The sequence below is a fragment of the Halalkalibacter kiskunsagensis genome (genome assembly GCF_037027555.1).
GTDB classification, from domain to species: Bacteria; Bacillota; Bacilli; order Bacillales; family Bacillaceae_D; genus Halalkalibacter; species Halalkalibacter kiskunsagensis.
In genome coordinates this window covers 50,633-70,756 of record NZ_JAXBLX010000018.1, presented here as the reverse complement: position 1 = coordinate 70,756, position 20,124 = coordinate 50,633, and the positions used below count along the sequence as shown (strand labels likewise).

The 20,124-nt window shown below is 37.6% G+C and carries 12 protein-coding genes and 2 pseudogenes; 10 read left to right on the top strand and 4 right to left on the bottom strand.

Annotated features, from left to right (window positions below):
- Nucleotides 1-83 precede the first annotated feature (83 nt).
- Complete coding sequence (locus SLH51_RS12240) at nt 84-503, bottom strand: hypothetical protein (protein WP_335961547.1); 420 nt, start codon at nt 501-503, stop codon at nt 84-86.
- Nucleotides 504-548: 45 nt separating this feature from the next.
- Nucleotides 549-757, bottom strand: a pseudogene (locus SLH51_RS12235) (orotidine 5'-phosphate decarboxylase / HUMPS family protein); the annotation flags it as partial.
- Nucleotides 758-1,279: 522 nt separating this feature from the next.
- Between SLH51_RS12235 and SLH51_RS12230 the strand changes: the two are divergent.
- The 4 genes from SLH51_RS12230 (at nt 1,280) to SLH51_RS12215 (ending at nt 7,812) form a co-directional block, all read left to right on the top strand.
- A complete protein-coding gene (locus SLH51_RS12230; protein WP_335961546.1) occupies nt 1,280-3,706 on the top strand; it encodes a GcvT family protein in 2,427 nt (808 codons plus the stop codon).
- A gap of 29 nt (nt 3,707-3,735) precedes the next feature.
- Entirely contained in the window at nt 3,736-4,887 is a 1,152-nt protein-coding gene (gene solA, locus SLH51_RS12225; protein ID WP_335961545.1) for an N-methyl-L-tryptophan oxidase, read from the top strand.
- Nucleotides 4,888-4,954: 67 nt separating this feature from the next.
- On the top strand, nt 4,955-6,103 hold the full coding sequence (locus SLH51_RS12220; RefSeq protein ID WP_335961544.1) for an aromatic ring-hydroxylating oxygenase subunit alpha: 1,149 nt from the start codon (nt 4,955-4,957) through the stop codon (nt 6,101-6,103).
- A gap of 182 nt (nt 6,104-6,285) precedes the next feature.
- Nucleotides 6,286-7,812: a glycine betaine uptake BCCT transporter gene (locus SLH51_RS12215; protein ID WP_335961543.1), complete on the top strand. Its 1,527-nt coding sequence runs from the start codon at nt 6,286-6,288 to the stop codon at nt 7,810-7,812.
- A 148-nt stretch (nt 7,813-7,960) separates the two neighbouring features.
- Here the strand turns inward: SLH51_RS12215 and SLH51_RS12210 are convergent, their stop codons facing one another.
- Together SLH51_RS12210 and SLH51_RS12205 are read right to left on the bottom strand one after the other, a co-directional pair.
- Entirely contained in the window at nt 7,961-8,143 is a 183-nt protein-coding gene (locus SLH51_RS12210) for a transposase (RefSeq protein ID WP_390183815.1), read from the bottom strand.
- A gap of 132 nt (nt 8,144-8,275) precedes the next feature.
- A pseudogene (locus tag SLH51_RS12205) lies at nt 8,276-9,197 on the bottom strand (DUF5655 domain-containing protein).
- 241 nt (nt 9,198-9,438) lie between these two features.
- On the opposite strand from SLH51_RS12205, the gene SLH51_RS12200 reads away from it, so the two are divergent.
- The 6 genes from SLH51_RS12200 (at nt 9,439) to SLH51_RS12175 (ending at nt 19,963) form a co-directional block, all read left to right on the top strand.
- Nucleotides 9,439-10,422 (top strand): tRNA dihydrouridine synthase, encoded by a 984-nt coding sequence (locus SLH51_RS12200; RefSeq protein ID WP_335961575.1) that lies wholly within the window; start codon nt 9,439-9,441, stop codon nt 10,420-10,422.
- A gap of 641 nt (nt 10,423-11,063) precedes the next feature.
- On the top strand, nt 11,064-12,440 hold the full coding sequence (locus SLH51_RS12195) for an alpha-L-fucosidase (RefSeq protein WP_335961542.1): 1,377 nt from the start codon (nt 11,064-11,066) through the stop codon (nt 12,438-12,440).
- Nucleotides 12,441-12,518: 78 nt separating this feature from the next.
- Entirely contained in the window at nt 12,519-15,635 is a 3,117-nt protein-coding gene (locus tag SLH51_RS12190; protein WP_390183816.1) for an alpha-mannosidase, read from the top strand.
- Between the two features lie 63 nt (nt 15,636-15,698).
- The gene (locus SLH51_RS12185; protein ID WP_335961540.1) at nt 15,699-17,993 is read left to right on the top strand and encodes a glycoside hydrolase family 3 N-terminal domain-containing protein; all 2,295 of its coding nucleotides are present in this window, start codon (nt 15,699-15,701) and stop codon (nt 17,991-17,993) included.
- Nucleotides 17,994-18,142: 149 nt separating this feature from the next.
- Nucleotides 18,143-18,826 carry a copper homeostasis protein CutC gene (locus SLH51_RS12180; RefSeq protein WP_335961539.1) on the top strand — a complete coding sequence of 228 codons (684 nt, stop codon included), beginning with the start codon at nt 18,143-18,145 and terminating at the stop codon, nt 18,824-18,826.
- A 465-nt stretch (nt 18,827-19,291) separates the two neighbouring features.
- Nucleotides 19,292-19,963, top strand: a complete 672-nt coding sequence (locus SLH51_RS12175; protein ID WP_335961538.1) for a YesL family protein — start codon at nt 19,292-19,294, stop codon at nt 19,961-19,963.
- Nucleotides 19,964-20,124: the final 161 nt, after the last annotated feature.

Here is a 20,124-nt window from a genome sequence, read left to right as displayed (position 1 = left end):
TGTTAGAAAAAGTTTTTATAAAAGAGACATGAAAAAAGCAGTAAGTATTTCACGAAAGGGATATTTAATAAAGTAACTTATTTTCAGTCCGCTTTATTGGCCTTGGAGCTAGAAATGAGAAGTGGCTTCTTATTGATAGGGATTTTACCAATGAGAATGACTCCAACGATCCCAGCAATCCTTTTATTATATATGGATAACATAAAAGTTACTTCATCCTTCCACTGGAAATCTATATCGTGAGTGTCTGCTTCCAAATTTAACTCTATATTATTCAAAAGCACACTTTTCTTTTCTTCTGCTATGCAAGTTGTAATATCTAATTTGTCCCAATAAGTCATTGAATAGTTACGAATACCGATTTTGATATTTTCTACACGCAAATCAATTAGAATCGACAAAAAATGTAGTGCATTATTAGAATTTAAATAGGTCGTTTTTAATGGGGGGAGGTATACAATTTTCTCTAATGTCCTTTCGTTGGAAAATAGCCTTTTAAACATTCAAGATCCCTCATTTCCTTCATTCTCATCGCCAAAAGTAAATGACACCACATAAGTTCCAGCGTCCATAATTTTTAATCAGCCAACACTCCTAAAGAAGGAAAGGCTTCTTTGATTTCTTTTACCGCACGAAGACCTTCGTTAATCACAACAGGTGTTCTAATTTCTACAACATCAATATGCTTCTGAACCTCTTTTACTAGTTCTTTTGCTTCTGGAATGTTTACAAGATCTAACGCTAACTGAAGTGCCATAAATTGTTTACTCCTTAATAATTTAGTTTAGTTGATATGGTTTCAGTGTAGATGAGATGCTGACAAAAAATAAGCACGCACTTTGAAATCATATAGTTACAAAAAATATACTATGGAAGAACGGAGTTGATATAGTAGCATGCGTGTTTGTCTTATCGGTAAAGGATCCACTCTGCAAAAAAATGAGAAGCTCATATTATCATAATTACGTTTTGATCCTTAGATACAAATTCATGATCAACCAACTAGTTTGTCCTGCTCACTCCATCAAACCAAAACAAGCTAAGTTAACTTGTAGATAATTCCATTCCAAAAAAAGTTCGTTATTCCTGTGAAATTGCTGTTTATTTTAGCTATACAAGAAAAAAAGGGGTCATTTTACGAACAATCAAAAAAAAAAGCCTTGAAAATTATGTGTTATATTTTCTGACGAAAATTGTTTAAAAATTCTGAGTATGAGAGTTATAATTCCCTCAACAAATTAATTTTTGTTATAAGCAAGAAGGAGAGGGATGCCGCGTTATGGATCAAAAGAAAATTATCATCATTGGAGCTGGTGTTGTTGGATGCAGCACTGCCTACTATTTAAGCAAAATGGGTCAACGAAACATTACGGTCATTGAGCAAGGACCATTATTTGAAACAGGGGGGTCAACATCGCATGCCCCTGGACTTGTATTTCAGCTTAATTCTTCAAAACTATTAACAACCTTGGCCAATCAAACAGTCGAATGTTTTAAAGAGTTAAGCTCTGACGAAAAACCATCTTTTCATTCTGTTGGAAGTATTGAAGTGGCTAGTACTCCCGAACGGTTAGAGGATTTGAAACGTAAGGCAGGGTTAGCTGCATCGTGGGGAATGGAATCATTTATTCTTTCACCGGAAGAATGTGAGGAAAAGTGTTCACTCATCAATTCGGAAAATATTTATGGAGGACTATATGTACCGTCAGATGGAATAGCCAAACCGCTTCGTGCTAATGAAAAAATGGCTGAATTTTCTATATCTCAAGGCGCGGTATTTTATAGTCATACAGAAGTAACCGACTTTGATGTTGTAGACAGCCAAATAAAAGCTGTTGAAACAACAGCTGGAAGATTTGAAGCTGATATCGTTATTTGCTGTGCCGGATTTTGGGGACCTCGTATTGGGGAGATGGCAGGTGTGACGATTCCTCTTCAACCACTGGCACATCAATATGTGTTTACGAATGATTTACAGGAATTAGCTGACGAAACAGAAGAAGTAACAGCTCCTCTTATCCGTGATCAAGATCGTGCTATGTATTATCGTCAAGTGTTCAAAGGTTTGGGCATTGGCTCTTATCAACATCGTCCATTGCCTGTTGAGATTCGTGAAATTACCAAATATGGCGAAACGAAAGAAATGCCATCTGTAAAGCCATTTACACCGGAAGATTTTGAAAAACCATGGCAAGATTCTCTTAAGCTACTTCCTGGATTAACACAAGCAGGTTTAAAAAGAGGAATCAATGGGATCTTCTCGTTTACGCCTGATGGAATGCCGCTGCTTGGGGAGGCGCAGAATGTTCGTGGATTCTGGGTGGCGGAAGCGATCTGGGTTACCCATTCTGCCGGTGTAGGAAAAGCAATGGCTGAATGGATCATCAATGGTACACCAAGTCTCGATTTGGAGCTGTGTGACATTAATCGCTTTGATAACTTTGCCCTAAACCCGACATTTTATAAAAAGCGCTCGATTGAAAATTTTGAAAAAGTATATGCTATCCATCACCCTTTTATGCCGCCAGAAACAGCGCGGGAGATGCGTGTCAGCCCATTTTATCTGCGGCAAAAATCATTAGGGGCTTCCTTTAACGAAAAATTGGGATGGGAGCAGCCACAATGGTATGACGCAAATGCCTTACTTGTTGAAAACTATAAAAATGCCATTTTCAAGCGAAAAGGTTGGGCCGCAGAATATTGGGAGCCGACGATTGAAGCTGAGCACCTGCATACTAAGCAATATGCTGGACTTTATGATGCTACAGCTGCCAAAAAACGATTAGAAATCAAGGGAGAGGATGCAGTTGAGTTTTTACAAAAATTAACAACGGGAAATATTGACATTTCGGTTGGCCAAGTAATGAACACGTTCATGCTAAATGAATTAGCTGGCATCAAAGATGAAATCAGGGTCATCCGTACAGGAGAAGCAGCTTTTCTTGTTCTTTGCACAGGTGCAGTGGAAGCTAGTTGGATTAAAAGACATTTGCCAATAGAAAGTAGAGTTGCGATTCAAGATGTAACAGCTGCAACTTGCAGTCTTGCCGTAATCGGGCCTAAGGCATCAGACGTGCTCCAGTCTCTTGCTCCTGAATTCTTTACATCAAAGGTATGGCAGCCTGGACAAGCCAAAGAATTGTTTATTGGAAATGTTACCGTATTAGCTGTTTATGATTCCTATCTTGGTACAGAAGGATGGGAGTTATTTACGACTTTCGCTCAAGGATTGCAATTATGGGATCGATTAGTTGAATCCGGACAACCATATCAGCTCATTGCCGTTGGAGACCGTGCTCTTGAAAATCTTCGAATCGAATCACTTAAGTTAAGAAGTGGTAAAGACTTTTGGAGTGAGCATAGCCCATATGAAGTAGGGCTTCATCATATGGTTGACCTTAACAAACAAACTTTCATTGGAAAAGAAGCGTTGCTTGAACGTAATAATGAGGGACCGAAACTTCTGGCAATTACATTAGAACTGAATGACCCTTCAATCGTTGTAATGGGGTATGAACCTGTATTTGATGAAGATACAGCGGTTGGTTTTGTCACAAGTGCTGGATATGCATATCATCTCGGCAAAGGGGTTGTACATGTATTGGTATTACCTGAAGCTGTAAAAGCAAGCAAGGAATTAAGTATTGAATACTTCGGAGAGCGTTACACAGCAAAAATCATCAGAGAATCTGTTGTGACTGTCTAATAAAAAAATGGGAAAACAGGAGGTGTCCTATGTCGAAAATTTATGATGTCATTATCATCGGTTTAGGAGCAATGGGGAGTACGGCTGCTTATCAATTAGCGAAGAGAGGTCAACGGGTACTTGGGCTTGAACAGTTTGGCCCGGCACATGATCAAGGGTCGAGTCATGGCGGCTCAAGGATTATTCGACAGTCTTATTTTGAAGATCCTGCTTATGTTCCCTTATTGCTTCGCGCCTATGAATTATGGGACGAGATTGAAAGAGAAAGTGGAGAAGAGATTTTGACGGTAACAGGCGGATTAATGATGGGTCCTCCTGATAGCTTAACGGTATCTGGGAGCATTGAAAGTGCAAAGCAGTGGAATCTTGCTTATGAGGTGTTGGAGGCAAATGATATTCGTAGACGTTTCCCGTTATTTAACCCATCTGATAATACCCTAGCCTTATATGAAGCAAAGGCTGGATTTGTCAGACCGGAACTAAGTGTCTATAGTCATCTTCTTCAAGCGGAAAAACACGGAGCTGACCTACGATTCTTTGAAGCAGTTCAATCCTGGGAAGCCCATCCTTCTGGTGAAGGTGTACGTGTTGTGACAGCTAACGGAACGTATGAAGCAGGAAAAATAATTATTTCTGCAGGAGCTTGGGCACCTCAGCTATTGAACGACTTAGGTGTAAGTTTACAAGTAGAACGTCATATTCAAATGTTCTTTGAGCCAACTGGAGGAATCGAACCCTTCCGTGTTGGAAAACAGCCGATTTATATATGGGAAGCAGAAGATAATGTGCAATTATATGGTTTTCCTTCTTCAGCACTAGGAGCTGAAGGAGCAAAAGTCGCCTTCTTCCGTAAGGGAAAACCTTGTACCCCAGACACTATTGACCGAAACGTGTATGACGATGAAGTAGAAATGATGAGAAACTATCTTGTCCAAGGCATTCCAAAGTTAAATGGTCGTTTTTTACAAGGAAAAACGTGTATGTATACGAACACACCTGATGAGCATTTTGTCATTTCTGCTCACCCGACTCACCCACAAGTAACGGTTGCAGCTGGATTTTCCGGGCATGGATTTAAGTTTGCAAGTGTGGTAGGAGAGGTTTTAGCAGACTTAGTTATTAATGGGCAAACAAATCACCCAATAGATTTATTCTGCCCACAGCGTTTTGTACATCAGTGATTTTTAAGTGAATCAGCTCATAAATGGTCTATTTGACCCTTGCCAAGTGGATAAAGGAGGAAGACAGATGGTAATGAATCAGACAACAGTAAGTGATAAAGGGAAATTAAAGGAAACATTGAAAGGAGAGCTGTATACATCTCCGGAAATCTTTGAACTAGAAAAAGAGCAGATTTTCGCTAAAACATGGATTTTAGTTGGCTTTGAATATGAGGTAGGGAAGCCAGGCCATTACATTACAACAAAGGTGCAGAACGAAAATATTTTAATTGTCAGAGGAAAAGACAATGTGGTTCGTGCGTTCATAAATGCGTGTCGTCATCGTGGAGCGACACTTTGTAATGACCCTTGCGGCAAAACGGGAGTTATTCGCTGTCCATACCATTCTTGGAGTTATGGTCTTGATGGTTCTTTACTTGGAGTTCCTAATACAAGTGAATGCCGTGATGAGTTGGTTAACAATGAAAACTATGGCTTAGAGCCTGTGCACCTTCAAATATGGCACGGAATGATTTGGCTGAACCTAGCAGAAAATCCATTACCGGTTGAACAACAATTAGATACGCAAATATTTGACCGCTTTGGCGAGCTTGCTACATTTAGTAGATATCAAATTCAAGATTTAAAAGTCGCTCATCGTAAAGAGTACGAGGTAGCAGCAAATTGGAAACTTATCGTGGAAAATTTCCAAGAATGTTATCATTGTTCTTCTATTCATCCTGAATTAACAGCGACTCTTCCGGAATTTCGTTCAGGTATTGGTACTCAAAATTCAGTCGGTGGAGGAGCCATGTTTAATGATGAGCTAGATGCTTTCTCAATAAGCGGCAAAGGCAATCGTCCGATGCTTAAAGGATTGCTTCCAGAAGATGATCGTTTATATTATGGCATAACGATTCTTCCGCTCGTATTTATTAATTTAACACCGGACCATGTCATTGTTCATCGTATCATTCCAATTAGTGCGGAGAAATCGAAAGTAATTTGTGAATGGTTATTTGATCCAGAAGAAATGGAAAAGTCAGATTTTGATCTAGAAGATGCTGTTGAATTGTTCCATCGTGTGAATATGCAAGATTTTGATGCGTGCGAGTGGTGTCAAGAAAACATGGGATCAAGAGCATACAAGAATGGCGGAATTTTAGTACCGATTGAACAACACGTTACCAAATTTTACAATTTTGTCTTAGAGTCCATAGGTATGAAAGTCGAATAATGAATCTGGTTTGACACGCTGTACTAAAGTTATGCGTGTCAAACCCTTCTTTAAAAAGTTAGTTTCTTTAATATGAGAGAGGAAAGTGAACAAGGAACAAATGTTGATGTTCAATCAATAGAAGATTTAAAGAACCATAAGGATAAATTTTAAAAGAAAATCTGAAAAGGAAGTGTTGTGTTTTGGAACATAGTGATAGGTCGACTTTCAAAATTTCAGTAGGTATAGCTACCATTTTTGTATTAATTGGTGTGCTTATACCAGAACAGTTTGCTGCTGCAATGACAGTCGCTCAAAGTTTTATTCTTGAGTCATTTGGTTGGTTTTATCAGTTAGTCGCTACTTTTTCCCTTATATTTGCTTTTTTTATGATTTTCAGCAAATATGGGAAAATCAAACTTGGTAAGCCTGATTCTAAACCCGAATACAGCCGTCCCACTTGGTTTGCAATGTTATTTTCTGCCGGAATGGGAATAGGTCTTCTATTCTATGGTGTCTCTGAACCAATTGCTCATTTTACGGCCCCTCCTTTAGGAGATGGAAGTACAGCGCAGTCCGCCATTCTGGGTATGCGGTATACATGGCTTCATTGGGGATTACATGCTTGGGCTATTTATGCAATCGTAGCGTTAGCCTTTGCTTATCAAAAGTTTAGAAAAAATGCACCAGGTTTAATGAGCGCCACGCTCTATCCTGTATTTGGCGAAAAGGTGAAAGGTCCTCTCGGTCAAACGATCGATGTGATGTCTGTTTTTGCGACTTTGTTTGGGGTAGCAGCCTCTCTCGGGTTAGGATCACAGCAAATCAATGCCGGATTAGCGTATCTTGTAGGTATTCCTAATAACTTTATGGTACAAATCATGATTATGGGTATCATATCAGTGCTTTTCATCATTTCAGCAAATACAGGTATTTCAAGAGGAATCAAGTATTTAAGTAATGTAAATATGTCAATTGCCGTTTTACTATTTATTACAATGTTTGTTCTTGGTCCTACTTTATTCCTGTTTAATATGTTTACATCAACATTAGGCAGTTATGTACAAAATGTAGCATTAATGGGATTGCGGTTGTCTCCTTTTGATGCCAAAGAAGCAGCTTGGACACAAGGTTGGACAATCTTTTATTGGGCATGGTGGGTTTCCTGGACTCCGTTTGTTGGAATGTTTATTGCCCGTGTTTCAAAAGGTCGCACAATACGAGAGTTTACCGTGGCTGTTCTCCTCATTCCATCCCTTGTTTGCGCTCTATGGTTTACTGTTTTTGGTGGAACAGGAATTTATTTAGAATTTTTCGAGGGATTAAACGTATCTGGACAAGGAATTGAAACTGCATTATTCTACGTTTACCAACAATTGCCTTTTGGCATAATACTCTCAATTTTGACGGTGGCCCTTATCACAACCTTTTTTATTACTTCAGCAGACTCAGCAACTTTTGTTTTAGGGATGCAGACGACTGACGGAAAGTTAAACCCTCCAAACAAAGTAAAGGTCACATGGGGCGTCATCCTAGTAGCTTCTACCGTGGTATTGATGGCTTCAGGGGGATTAGCTGGTTTACAAACAGCTATCATTGTTAGTTCATTTCCACTAACATTCATTGTCTTAATCATGTGCTATGGTTTGATAAAAACATTTAATCAAGACTTAAAAAAGCAAAATAATAAAGCAGTAATTAAAAAAGAGAGAGAAAAAACAGTGAGTTAGGATAGGAAAGAAATCTATTCATAGATCACCTTAAACGATATCAGTAAAAACAGGTGATCGTTTAAGGTGGATTAGTTGTTTAGAGTTGGGTGTTAATAATATTACAAAAAAGTTGAACAAAAATGAACGCCGCATTCCCCTTCAAAATCTATGATATAGTCGGGTTAGGCGTTTCTTCTTTTCCTTGGTTTTCAATGTATTCCTTAATCACTTCGATTGGCGCACCACCAGTCGTTAAAATCCTATAACTTCTACTCCAAAAATACGGCTTCCAATAATAAGCTTGTGCACGTGCAGCGTGTTTATCTTTGGCAAAATTAATACCAATGATAAGAGTTGATGGTAAAGGTTCCTGTCCCCCGGCACTTTAAAGGAGGCCACTGAAAAAGGTGAAAAACGTACCTTTTTCAGTGCCTTCACTTTAAAGTAGGGGGGGACAGGAACATTTGTTTGTTTAATAAAACTAACTAACATCATAAGCTATATTTATTAAGTGTTTTGCTTTTTCTATATCTTCATCATTAGAAATGACAACTTCTAAATCGCCCGTACCATAATGCCCTATATTAGTAACATCACGGGTAAAGCCTTGTTCTAATGTAATTGTATCGGGTTTAACTTTTAAATAAAGTAGTATCTTTGCAGTTTGCGGATGTATTTCTAAACAAGCAAAGTTCTTAATACGCTTAAATGCTATGTAATGTTTAAGGATTTTCATTTGTACGTCATCACCGAGAGCCATCATGTAGGCTTTTAGCGTTTCAAATCGATCGGTTACATCCGTATTAGCTTGCTCTAAGTAATCAGATACCGTTTTTACCTTTGTATTTTTATTTGTTTGCGTACTAATAGCAACTTCTTCACTAATATGGACTGTTTGTGCGGTTGTAGCATTAACTAAATCAAGTAGAATAAAACCTTCATTATAATGCTTGTATTGGTAAAGTTCGATATTTCTATTTATTTGTTGTACGGCGTGTTCATCATATTTTGTAAAACCGCCTGCAATACAAAGTAAACGGGGGCTACTCCAATCAATAGCGTCTGCAACGGCTTCCCCGTACTTACGTAAGGTCATAAGTTCAAATTCTGCTTTATGATCAAGTAACCAATCTAAGTAAAAGTCCTTGATTTATTACATTTTCTTTAATTGAACGCTTGTATTCAATAATTACGGGCGAGTTATTTTCATCTATACCTAACGTATCAATACGTCCAGCATGTTTTTTGCCTGTACGATATTCAGATGCTAAAAAGCGGACACCTAAAAATGTTTCCAAATGCTGTTCAATAATATGTTGAAGTGATTTTTCTATTGATACGGATTGCCCTTCTAATTCATCAACGCTATCTCCGTTTAACCTAAAAAGTTTTATATCACCCACAATACATACCTCCTTAATTACATTTAATTATATCATCCTGAAATGGGTAAATCTTCCTTACTGATTTAGTATCGCACCGGGGGTGAGGGACCTTGATCCGAAAAATTTTCTATAGTTTGATACAAAGTGCTCAAACATGGTATAAGTGTAAAAGGAAGCAGGGACATCGTTGCTTTTTATTTTTGGGGGCCATATAAGGGCTTATCCAGATGTTCCATAATGAGAGGATTTGAGTTTGAATATGACAGATAATTTTTGGCGTGAATTACCACGACCGTTTTTTATACTAGCACCAATGGAAGAAGTGACGGATGTTGTTTTCCGTCATGTAGTGAGTAAAGCTGCTAGACCGGATGTGTTTTTTACAGAGTTTGCAAACACGGTAAGTTATTGTCATCCAGAAGGGAACCATAGTGTGCGTGGGCGTTTGACTTTTACAGAAGACGAACAACCGATTGTGGCTCATATATGGGGGGATGAACCCGAGTATTTTCGGCAAATGAGCATTGGAATGGCGAAAGAAGGTTTTCGCGGTGTGGATATCAATATGGGCTGTCCTGTCCCTAATGTAGCATCCAAAGGGAAGGGAAGCGGTCTTATCCTTCGTCCAGAAGTGGCTGCAGATATAATACAGGCAGCAAAAGCGGGAGGATTGCCAGTAAGTGTGAAGACAAGGCTTGGGTACACGGATTTAGACGAGTGGCAGGACTGGCTAACACATATTTTGAAACAAGACATCGCTAACCTTTCCATTCATCTGCGTACAAGAAAGGAAATGAGCCTAGTAGATGCTCATTGGGAGCTGATTCCTGAGATCAAGAAACTTCGTGATCGTGTGGCACCAGATACACTTTTGACAATTAATGGGGATATTCCTGACCGTCAAACCGGCTTGAAGCTTGCCGAACAATATGGAGTTGATGGGATTATGATTGGGCGTGGTATTTTTAAAAATCCATTTGCCTTTGAAAAAGAGCCGAAAGAACATAGCAGTAAAGAATTCCTTGATCTCTTAAGATTGCATCTTGACCTCTATGATCAATATTCAAAGGAATTTGAGGCACGTCCATTTACAGCTCTTCATCGCTTTTTTAAGATATATGTCAAAGGATTTCGAGGGGCGAGTGAATTAAGAAATCAATTGATGAGCACAAAGTCAACAGATGAAGTACGGGTATTGCTTGATGACTTTGAGTCAAAGAATGTTGATAACAGTATATTATAGGTAAGATATTGGTAAAGGTTCCTCTCCCCCGGCACTTTAAAGTATTGGGGAGAGGAACTTTGTTTCTTGCAAAATACATCGTTAACAGAAGAAGCACTAGAACCGTCCCAGTGCTTCCCGATTTGATATATTCATTTTCGTTATTTTATCATTCTTGTGAAAATATGTAAATAGACATCTAAATGTATAGACGACTGAACATCTATATGATAACCTTTTTGTAAGGTCCAATAATGGTGTAGGGGCTGAGCAAATTGCATAGTCAAGTTATACATATTAGAAATATATAAAGAAAATAAAAAACAAAAAGATCAATTGTATTAACGGGACAGCAAATTGAATACATAGGTGATTTTTTAAAGGGAATTATCTAAAAATTGGCTAAATTATTGGTGGGTTAGGTTTATTAGCAATACCGGGCATTGATGCACATATTCAGGGTGCAAATGGTGCAGATGTAATGAGCGCTAGTCCAGAGGCTTTGAGTATCATGTGTACTAATGTTTCTGTAATTGGTGATGAGGCTGCATTTTCCATGGTACCTATTTTATATGAAGTTGAGCCCGGTATATGTAAATTCTAGATAGACAGAATACCACTTATTTTCAGAATAAATGAAAAATAAAAAAGGGAGATATGTGATGGTTGATACAAATCTAAATGAAGTTGAAAAAGGCGTTCATAATTTTAGCAGTGAAAAAAAGTGGGTAAAACCAGATAAACCAATACTTAATGAACAGATTGAGTGGTTTAAAGATCAAAAACTAGGATTAATGATGCACTGGGGACCATACTCTCAACTCGGATTAGTGGAATCTTGGGCATTGAGTGATGAAGACGGGGACTGGTCGAGGGATGATATTGACTGGATTGAAGATATGGAGGAGTTTAAAAAGCAGTATTTCGATTTAAATAAAACATTTAATCCTGTTCGATTCCAACCTAAAGAGTGGGCAAAGCTTGCTAAAGATAGTGGTTTTAAATATTTAGTCTTTACAACAAAGCATCACGATGGATTTAGTATGTGGGATACAGGTGAGACAGATTATAAAGTTACAGGGGAAGAATGCCCATTTCACAATAACAAAAATGCGGATATATGTAAAAATTTATTTAATGCCTTCCGTGATCAAGGTTTAGGAATCTCCGCCTATTTTTCAAAAGCTGACTGGCATTCTCCATTTTATTGGGCGCCGGATATGGAGCGTGGGCGTCATATGTGGAGAGGTCCTTCCTATAACCCGTCAGAGCATCCGAAACTATGGGATGAATTCGTGAAATTTACGCATAATCAAATATTAGAGTTATTTACAAATTACGGTAAGATTGATGTTTTATGGCTTGATGCAGGTTGGGTTTCTGCAAGAAATAATCAGGATATACGACTTGGAGAAGTGGTAGAGAAGGCTCGTGAAAAGCAACCGTGGTTGTTATCTGCGGATCGCTTGATTGGCGGACCCTATGAAAATATTATTACACCTGAGCAAACAATTCCTAAGGATCCTATACATGCTCCTTGGGAAAGCTGCATTACGATGGGAACAGCTTTTTCCTTTAGGTACGAGGATGAATATAAATCGACAAGAAAAATAATACATTTATTAATTGAGGTTGTAGCTAAAGGAGGGAATCTAGCTTTAAATGTAGCCCCTCAGCCAGATGGCCGTTTGCCAAGAACAGCTGTTCAACGAATGAAGGAGCTCGGAGAATGGTTAGAAAAATATGGTGAGGGAATTTACGGAACCAGAGTATTAGATCCATATTATCTAGAAAACGAAAGCGTTGCTTTTACAAAAAAGGGTGATACAGTTTATTGCTTTTATTTATACAAAGATGAAGAAGCCGCAATAAATAAAGAAATTTTTATCCCTTATACAGATGACTTTACTAAAGTTGAACTTGTTTCAAGTAATGCCAAATTAACATATATGAACCAAAGTGAAGGCTTCGTGGTAACGTTACCTGAAACGGAATTAAAAGAAAAAGCACCCGTATCACATTTGTTTCGCATTGTTTGATTAAGCTTCTTAATAAATGAGACTTTTTATGTACTGCCAGGAAGTAGCAGGGAACTAATTTAATTTGGAGTGATTATGTTGCAAAGAATTCAACGTTTTATAAATTACTTAAGTGCACATGTAAATTTAGACTATATTCCATTAAATAATTGGAAGGCAGTACGCGCGCAGTATACGGAACCAGTTAAATATGATTATGACGAAGAAACGCAAACAATAAATGTAGGTGATTTCCTGATTAATTCTGGCACTACAATTTTCTTAGAAAATAAGATAGTGATACCGCAAGAATGGAGTACAGATCCAGTGGGTCTCGAATTTAAAGTAGGAAAACCAGGGATAAACACCAATCATGAAGCTCTTGTTTCAATCAATGGTAAGCCTTATCACGGCATTGACAGAAATCGTAGTTTTGTCACCTTACCAGCAGACAAAGTAAATGAGCTTAATTACGATGTTAAAATTGAACTTTTTAATCCAGCAGCCCAATCATTAGACCGGTTAAACTTTCAAAATGAGCCTGCAGAATATGCACCTAAACCTCTTGAGATTCTCCAAAGTCAACTAGTCCGCACTAATGCTGCAGTAGAACGTTTACTCTATACTTTTAAGGTGTATTTTGAAACAGCTAGGCTGCTTCCTGACGGAGATTTAGAAAAATCTAAAATTGTTCGTTCATTAACTGAAATTAGCAAAATTGTATACAATGAAAATCCTATAAAGTTGCAAGATGATTTATGGGTGAGATCCATTGAAGATACTTTAATAGACAAGTTAAAGGGTACAGAGGGATACTCACAAGGGAAAATCCATATGGTTGGTCAATCACATATAGATTTAGCATGGCTATGGCCATTAAAAGAAGCAGTTAGAAAGTGCAGCCGTACTTTTTCAACAATGAGTACATTATTAGATGAGTATAGTGAATTTGGATACGCACAAAGTCAACCTCAAGCTTATGCGTTTATTAAAGAATATTACCCAGATATTTATGAAAGGGTGAAAGAGCACATTTCGTCTGGACGGTGGGAAGTTGTTGGAGGGATGTGGGTAGAACCAGATTTAAATATTCCATCAGGGGAATCTTTAGTACGGCAACTTTTATACGGAATGCAATTTTATAAAGATGAATTCAACGTGAAACCACGAATTGAATGGTTACCAGATACTTTCGGATATTGTGCTTCTTTACCACAATTGCTGAAAAAAGCAGGAATGGAATACTTTATGACTACAAAGATGAACTGGAATGATACAAATCAGTTTCCGTATGATCTTTTTAACTGGGTAGGAATAGATGGTACAAGTATATTATCCTATTTAAACCATGGTGTTAATGAATACACTCATCCGAAAGAAATAAAGGAACATTGGGATAGTTATAAACAGAAGACAGAATATCCTGAACAAATGCTTCTCTATGGTCACGGTGATGGAGGGGGAGGCGTGACGAGAGAAATGATTGAATATGTAAAAAGATCTCAAAGCCTTCCTGGTTTACCTTCAGCTGTCTTTAGTACGGCACATGATTTTTTTGATGGGATCAAGAAAGCAAATCCTAAACTTCCTACGTGGAATGGTGATTTATATCTTGAATTACACCGTGGTACCTACACAACACATGCACATAATAAAAGGATGAACCGTAAAGCTGAAATACTATATAGAGAAGCAGAGGTTTGGGGAAGTTTATCTAATGATGAAAATTTGACAACAAATCTTCAAGATGGATGGAAGAAACTCCTATTAAACCAATTCCATGATATTATCCCAGGTACTTCAATACCTGAAGTATATGAAAAATCAAATGAAGATTATAAGGAAATTTTCAGTATTGGAGAGAATGTAAAAAATCACGCGATCGAATCGTTAGCAAACCAAATTGATACAACCGGTGATGGAATACCCGTACTTATTTTTAATAGCCTTTCATGGGTAAGGTCAGAAACAGTAAACATCGTTGGCGGTAATGAACTGTTAGAATTAAATGCATTTGATGAGAATGGCCGATTATTAAAGAGTGATATTCGTCAATTAGAGGATAACCAAATTGAACTTGCTGTATTTATTCCAGATATCCCTAAATTAGGCTACTGTACAATTTGGCTAAAACCTCAACAGGCTACTGGTCAACCTTCTTCTCCAATATTTAATGAAAGCTGGGAAACGGAAAACTATAAAATTAAATGGAACTCAGCTGGAGAAATTTGCGGGCTTTATGATAAAAAGGCAAATCGGGAAGTGATAAAAGAGGGGGAGATAGCTAATCAATTTCAATTATTTCATGATAAGCCTACCTATTGGGATGCTTGGGATATAGATCCACAATTTGAGGACCAACCGGCAGATAATCCAAAGCTTATTTCTGTTCAAGTGGTTGATAAAGGCGCTATAAAGGACATTATACGTTTTGAATGGAAACTGTCTAATTCATCTATTAAACAAGATATATTCTTCTATCATCATTCCCAAAGAATTGACTTTAAAACGAACGTGGAATGGAAAGAAGATCATAAACTTCTGAAGGTGGCATTTCCGGTAGATGTCATAACTAATAAAGCAACATATGAAATACCTTTCGGTGCCATTGAGAGGGCAAACCATTCCAATACAACGTGGGAAAGAGCACAATTTGAGGTTTGTGGTCATCGTTTTGCTGATTTATCTGAAGGGAAATACGGTGTTAGCTTGTTAAATGATTGTAAATATGGATATGACGTAAAAGGGAATGTTCTTAGGTTGTCATTATTACGAGCTCCTAAGTGGCCAGACCCAAATGCAGATCAGGGGTCCCATACTTTTACTTATTCTCTGTATCCACACATTGGGAACTGGGTTGATGGAGGAGTAGTAAAACAAGGGTATGAGTTAAATAATCCTGTATTAGCTTATATAACAAATGAACATAGTGGCAGTTTAAATAGCAAACAAAGCTTTATAGAAGTTACATCAGATCATGTTGTTTTAGATACATGTAAACCGTCGGAGGATGGAAAAGGTCTGATCCTAAGGTTCTATGAATCTAGCGGCAGTAAAGAAGAAGTAAACATCTCCTTCCACATTCCTGTAGACACCGTCGAGGAAACAAATTTATTAGAAGAAGAAGCGGTGGTTTTACCAATAAAAAATAATACGCTTACTACAGTTTTTAAACCTTTTGAAGTGAAAACAATACGAATAATAAGTAAAAAGTAGTTTTTCCTATTACCTAATATGAGTTGAAATTTAATTTACCATTTGTAGAAATGAGTGTTGGAAATGAACTATAAAGATAAATCGTTATCTATTGACGAAAGAGTAGAAGATTTATTATCTCAAATGACACTAAAGGAAAAGGTTGGTCAATTAAATCAAAAAATGCACGGTTGGAATGCCTATAAAAAAACAGATAAGGGTATTGAATTGACAGACGAGTTTAAGGAACAAGTAGCTTTTGGTGATGGTATGGGGGCTCTCTATGGTCTGTTCCGCTCAGATCCATGGTCTGCGGTTACATATGAAAATGGAATTCCAACCAAAGATAGTGCAGTAGTAACAAATGAGATTCAGCGATACATCATAACTAATACAAGATTGGGTATACCGCTCTTATTTTCCGAGGAATGCCCGCATGGTCATCAAGCATTAGATGGAACGATGATTCCAACTAATATAGGAGTCGGATCTACTTGGAACCCTAAGTTAATGGAAGAAGTGTATGGCCTTGTCGCTGAAGAAATCCGTTCGCGAGGTGCACACCTGGGGCTAATTTCAACATTAGATATTTTACGGGAGCCTAGATGGGGAAGATCTGAAGAGTGCTTCAGTGAAGATCCTTATTTAGCTGCAAAAATGACGGAATCTGTTGTTTATGGATTGCAAGGAAAGTCACCGGAAAACCTGCACAATAAAGTTGCTGCTATATTAAAGCATTTTTGTGCACAGGGAGCGGGAGAAGGAGGAAGGAATGCTGCTCCTGCAAATATCGGTGAACGGGAATTGCGTGAAATACATTTGCTTGGAATGAGAGCGGGAGTAAATGCTGGGGCTCTTGGATGTATGGCTGCTTATAATGAGATTGACGGAATACCTTGCCATGCAAATTCTAAATTATTATCAGATATATTACGTGATGAATGGGGATTTGAAGGAGTTGTAATGGCAGATGGTGTTGCAGTTGACCGCCTGCTCATGCAAGCTGGAAGCTATGAACGAGCTGCTGCGATGGCACTAGAAGCGGGAGTAGACTTAAGTTTATGGGATACTTCCTTTACAAGATTAGAAGATGCTGTAAGAGAAGGGATTACTAGTGAATCGTATATTGACAGGGCGGTAAAAAGAATCCTGAGACTCAAATTTTCGTTAGGCTTGTTTGACAACCCTTTTACAGATGAAGAATTACCTGGCAAGGTGGTTGGAAACGTTACTTTTCAACAAAAAAACCTTCAAGTTGCAAGAGAATCTGTAGTATTGCTAAAAAATCAATCTAATATCCTGCCACTATCAAAAGAATTAAAGAAAATGGCTGTAATTGGCCCTAATGCAGATGAAATTTATAATCAATTAGGAGATTATACTGCAATACAAAGAGAGAGCAGAGGAACAACGATCCTTGATGGCATTTGCCAGTTAAGTCATTCTGAAGTAACGTATGCAAAAGGCTGTAGTGTGAGAGGTAATTCTAGAGAGGGCTTTAACGAGGCAATACAAGCAGCAAAGATGGCCGATGTTGCTATTGTTGCAATTGGTGGAAGCAGTATGAGAAACTTTGATATTTCCTTCGATAATAATGGTGCAGCGATTGTAACGGACAATCCAAGTGATATGGATTGTGGAGAAGGTGTTGACCTTGCTGATTTATCTTTAGGAGGCATGCAAGAAGAGCTAGTTAAAGAAATCTCAGCTACGGGGACCAAAATAGTAGCTGTTCTAATTCAAGGTAGGCCGCATGCACTAACAGGAATAGCTGATTTCTGTGAAGCCATTTTATGTGGGTGGTATCCTGGTCAAGAAGGTGGTAGGGCAATTGCAGAAATATTGTTTGGAGATGTTAATCCAAGTGGAAAACTTTCTGTTTCTTTGCCAAGATCAAGTTCACAACTTCCTGTTTATTATAATTACAAAGATCAAGGGAGAAAAATCCACTATATAGATACACCAGCAGATCCATTATATCCTTTTGGCTTTGGGCTTAGCTATACAACTTTTGAGTATACTAACTTTAGACTTTCAAAGTCTAAAATTAACCGTTCATTTCTTCAAAATGATGGCCATGTTGAAGTTTCTATTGATGTGAAAAATGTTGGTGATATTGCAGGAGCAGAAGTGATACAGCTATACATTAAAGATCTAGAAGCATCTGTAACAAGAAGAGTAAAAGAGTTAAAAGGGTTTGCGAAAGTGTGGTTAGATCCGAATGAGAGTAAGTCGGTATCATTATCCTTGAAGAAAGATGATCTATCGATTTGGAATAATAACATGGAATTTGTTATTGAACCTGGCAATGTAAAGTTATTTGCAGGAAAGAATTCCGAAGAAACTCTTGAAACGCAATTACTAATAGAGGACGAATAATAAGACCACTGAAAAAGTTCTTTTTAGCAGATTCGAGGAAGTAGCAACGTTTCCGCTCATTGCTTAAAGGCCACTGGAAAAGGTGAAAAACGTACCTTTTTCAGCGGCCTTCGAATCATACTAGATTGTTATAAAGGAGACTAAAGAAAATGCTTGAAGTGATTGTACAAAATAAAGACGATGCCATTATAGCAGAGCAAGCTGGTGCAGATCGCCTAGAATTAGTTTCCGCAATCGAGTACGGAGGATTAACTCCCGATATATCGACAATAACACAAGTGTGCTCTGCTGTTTCTATTCCTGTTTTTGTCATGGTTAGACCTCATGCAAAGAGCTTTTTCTATAATGAAAAGGATAGCAAAGAAATCTTTAGGACTATTACTGCTAGTAAAGAAGAAGGATGTTTAGGTATCGTCTTTGGAGCTCTTGATCAATTTAAAGACTTAGATGAAGAGTTAGTTGATGAGGTGAATAAAAGAGCATATCCCTTGCCAATTACTTTCCATCGTGCAATTGATGCTGCCGTTAACCCATTAGAAATTTATAAGAAGCTATGTAAATATTCTCAAATAAAAAGAGTATTAACATCTGGGGGGAGCCAACAAGCTATGAATGGGTTAACAGTAATTAAAAAGTTGCTAGATGAGGAGAAGGAGGGAAATGGTCCGATCGTTATGCCAGGGTCCGGGATAAATCCTTCAACCTTCCAATTAATTCATGAGAAGATTCGTGCGACAGAATACCACGTTGGCTCAGGTGCAAGGATTGGCAACGATTTTAAGAGACCCATAGATCCGAAATCTATTGAGTATATCAAGACGGGAATGGGATGAGCGTTCTGTTTTTTTGCTGTTTTCGTAAAGGTTGTTGCTTCGGAATATGCTATTCCTCTTAGTGAAATGGAGCGGAAGTCACTCGACTCCTGCGGGATATAGAGGTAGGGGCGAGACCCCACAGGCGTATAGCCGAGGAGGCTCGGCACCTCCTTGCGGGTGCGAGTGGCTGGAGCGCAATGGAACGAACGCGGCTCTTTCACCTAATCTATAAAAACAACAATATATGCGAAAACAGCATTTTTTTTTGAAATAAATTGGTGGACGGATAAGACTAAATAGAATCAGAGAAAAAGAAATTTTTTTGTCAGTTTATGGTATACTATTTTTATATTCTTAATGAAAGCGTTACCAAAAATATAGGCAGTCAACTCGGGATAGGAAGCGTGTTTGAAAAAAATTAAATTATCTAAAAAACGCTTAAAGAAAAATCTAGTACTGTGCTTGTTAGTGAAGGAGGAGGAAATGGTAAATTTAAATGGTATTTTTAAATGGCTGTATGATCTAGGAAATTGGTTGGCCAAAATCATGTATCTTCATTTTCTTTGGATTGCATTTACGTTAGTAGGACTGGTAGTATTTGGTATTTCGCCGGCAACTGCTGCATTGGTTTCCGTTATACATAAGTGGTTTGATGAAGACTTGAATATACCAATATTCAAAAATTTTTATTCTGTATATAAGAAACAATTTATGAAATCGAATGGGCTAGGGGCTATATTGATTGGGTTTGGACTGTTTTTATACGGAGATTATCAAATATCACAACAGTTCATTCAATCTTTTTATTTTCATGCTTTTTTATTAATTATTTCATTTTTATATTTAATAACTTTCCTTTACTTTTTTACTATTTTTGCCCGGTATGAACTTAAATTTTTCTATTATTTTATACAATCCTTTTTAATTGCAATTGCTCGTCCATTTGAAACAATTGCGATGATTATTAGTCTTTTTTTACTTTCATTTTTATTTAACGTCCTGCCGATTCTTTTTTTATTTATGGGGACTTCTCTTATTTTTTATCCACTTGTATGGTTTAGTTACAGAGCCTGTTTAGGTGCTGAAGAAAAAAAGGATAAATTATCTAACGAACAACTAGAGATTTCACCAGAAGGTAATAGAATAAATAAGTAATACGAAAGTGACATTGCTCAGCTTATTTAGTCGGTTATTGCTAGTAAAGGAGTGAGAAGAGGTTGCTTAGTTGGCTGAAATCCAAATTATTGTATAGATATATTTTTTCATATCTATTTGTTTTTTTAGTACCTTTTCTTATTATGAGCACGGTAATTTAT

Excerpts from the sequence above, each read along its gene's own strand:
- SLH51_RS12185 (WP_335961540.1), top strand. The coding sequence starts at position 15,699 with ATGAACTATAAAGATAAATCGTTATCTATTGACGAAAGAGTAGAAGAT.
- SLH51_RS12230 (WP_335961546.1), top strand. The coding sequence starts at position 1,280 with ATGGATCAAAAGAAAATTATCATCATTGGAGCTGGTGTTGTTGGATGC.
- SLH51_RS12175 (WP_335961538.1), top strand. The coding sequence starts at position 19,292 with ATGGTAAATTTAAATGGTATTTTTAAATGGCTGTATGATCTAGGAAAT.
- SLH51_RS12180 (WP_335961539.1), top strand. The coding sequence starts at position 18,143 with ATGCTTGAAGTGATTGTACAAAATAAAGACGATGCCATTATAGCAGAG.
- SLH51_RS12220 (WP_335961544.1), top strand. The coding sequence starts at position 4,955 with ATGGTAATGAATCAGACAACAGTAAGTGATAAAGGGAAATTAAAGGAA.
- SLH51_RS12200 (WP_335961575.1), top strand. The coding sequence starts at position 9,439 with ATGACAGATAATTTTTGGCGTGAATTACCACGACCGTTTTTTATACTA.
- solA (WP_335961545.1), top strand. The coding sequence starts at position 3,736 with ATGTCGAAAATTTATGATGTCATTATCATCGGTTTAGGAGCAATGGGG.
- SLH51_RS12195 (WP_335961542.1), top strand. The coding sequence starts at position 11,064 with ATGGTTGATACAAATCTAAATGAAGTTGAAAAAGGCGTTCATAATTTT.
- SLH51_RS12240 (WP_335961547.1), bottom strand. The coding sequence starts at position 503 with ATGTTTAAAAGGCTATTTTCCAACGAAAGGACATTAGAGAAAATTGTA.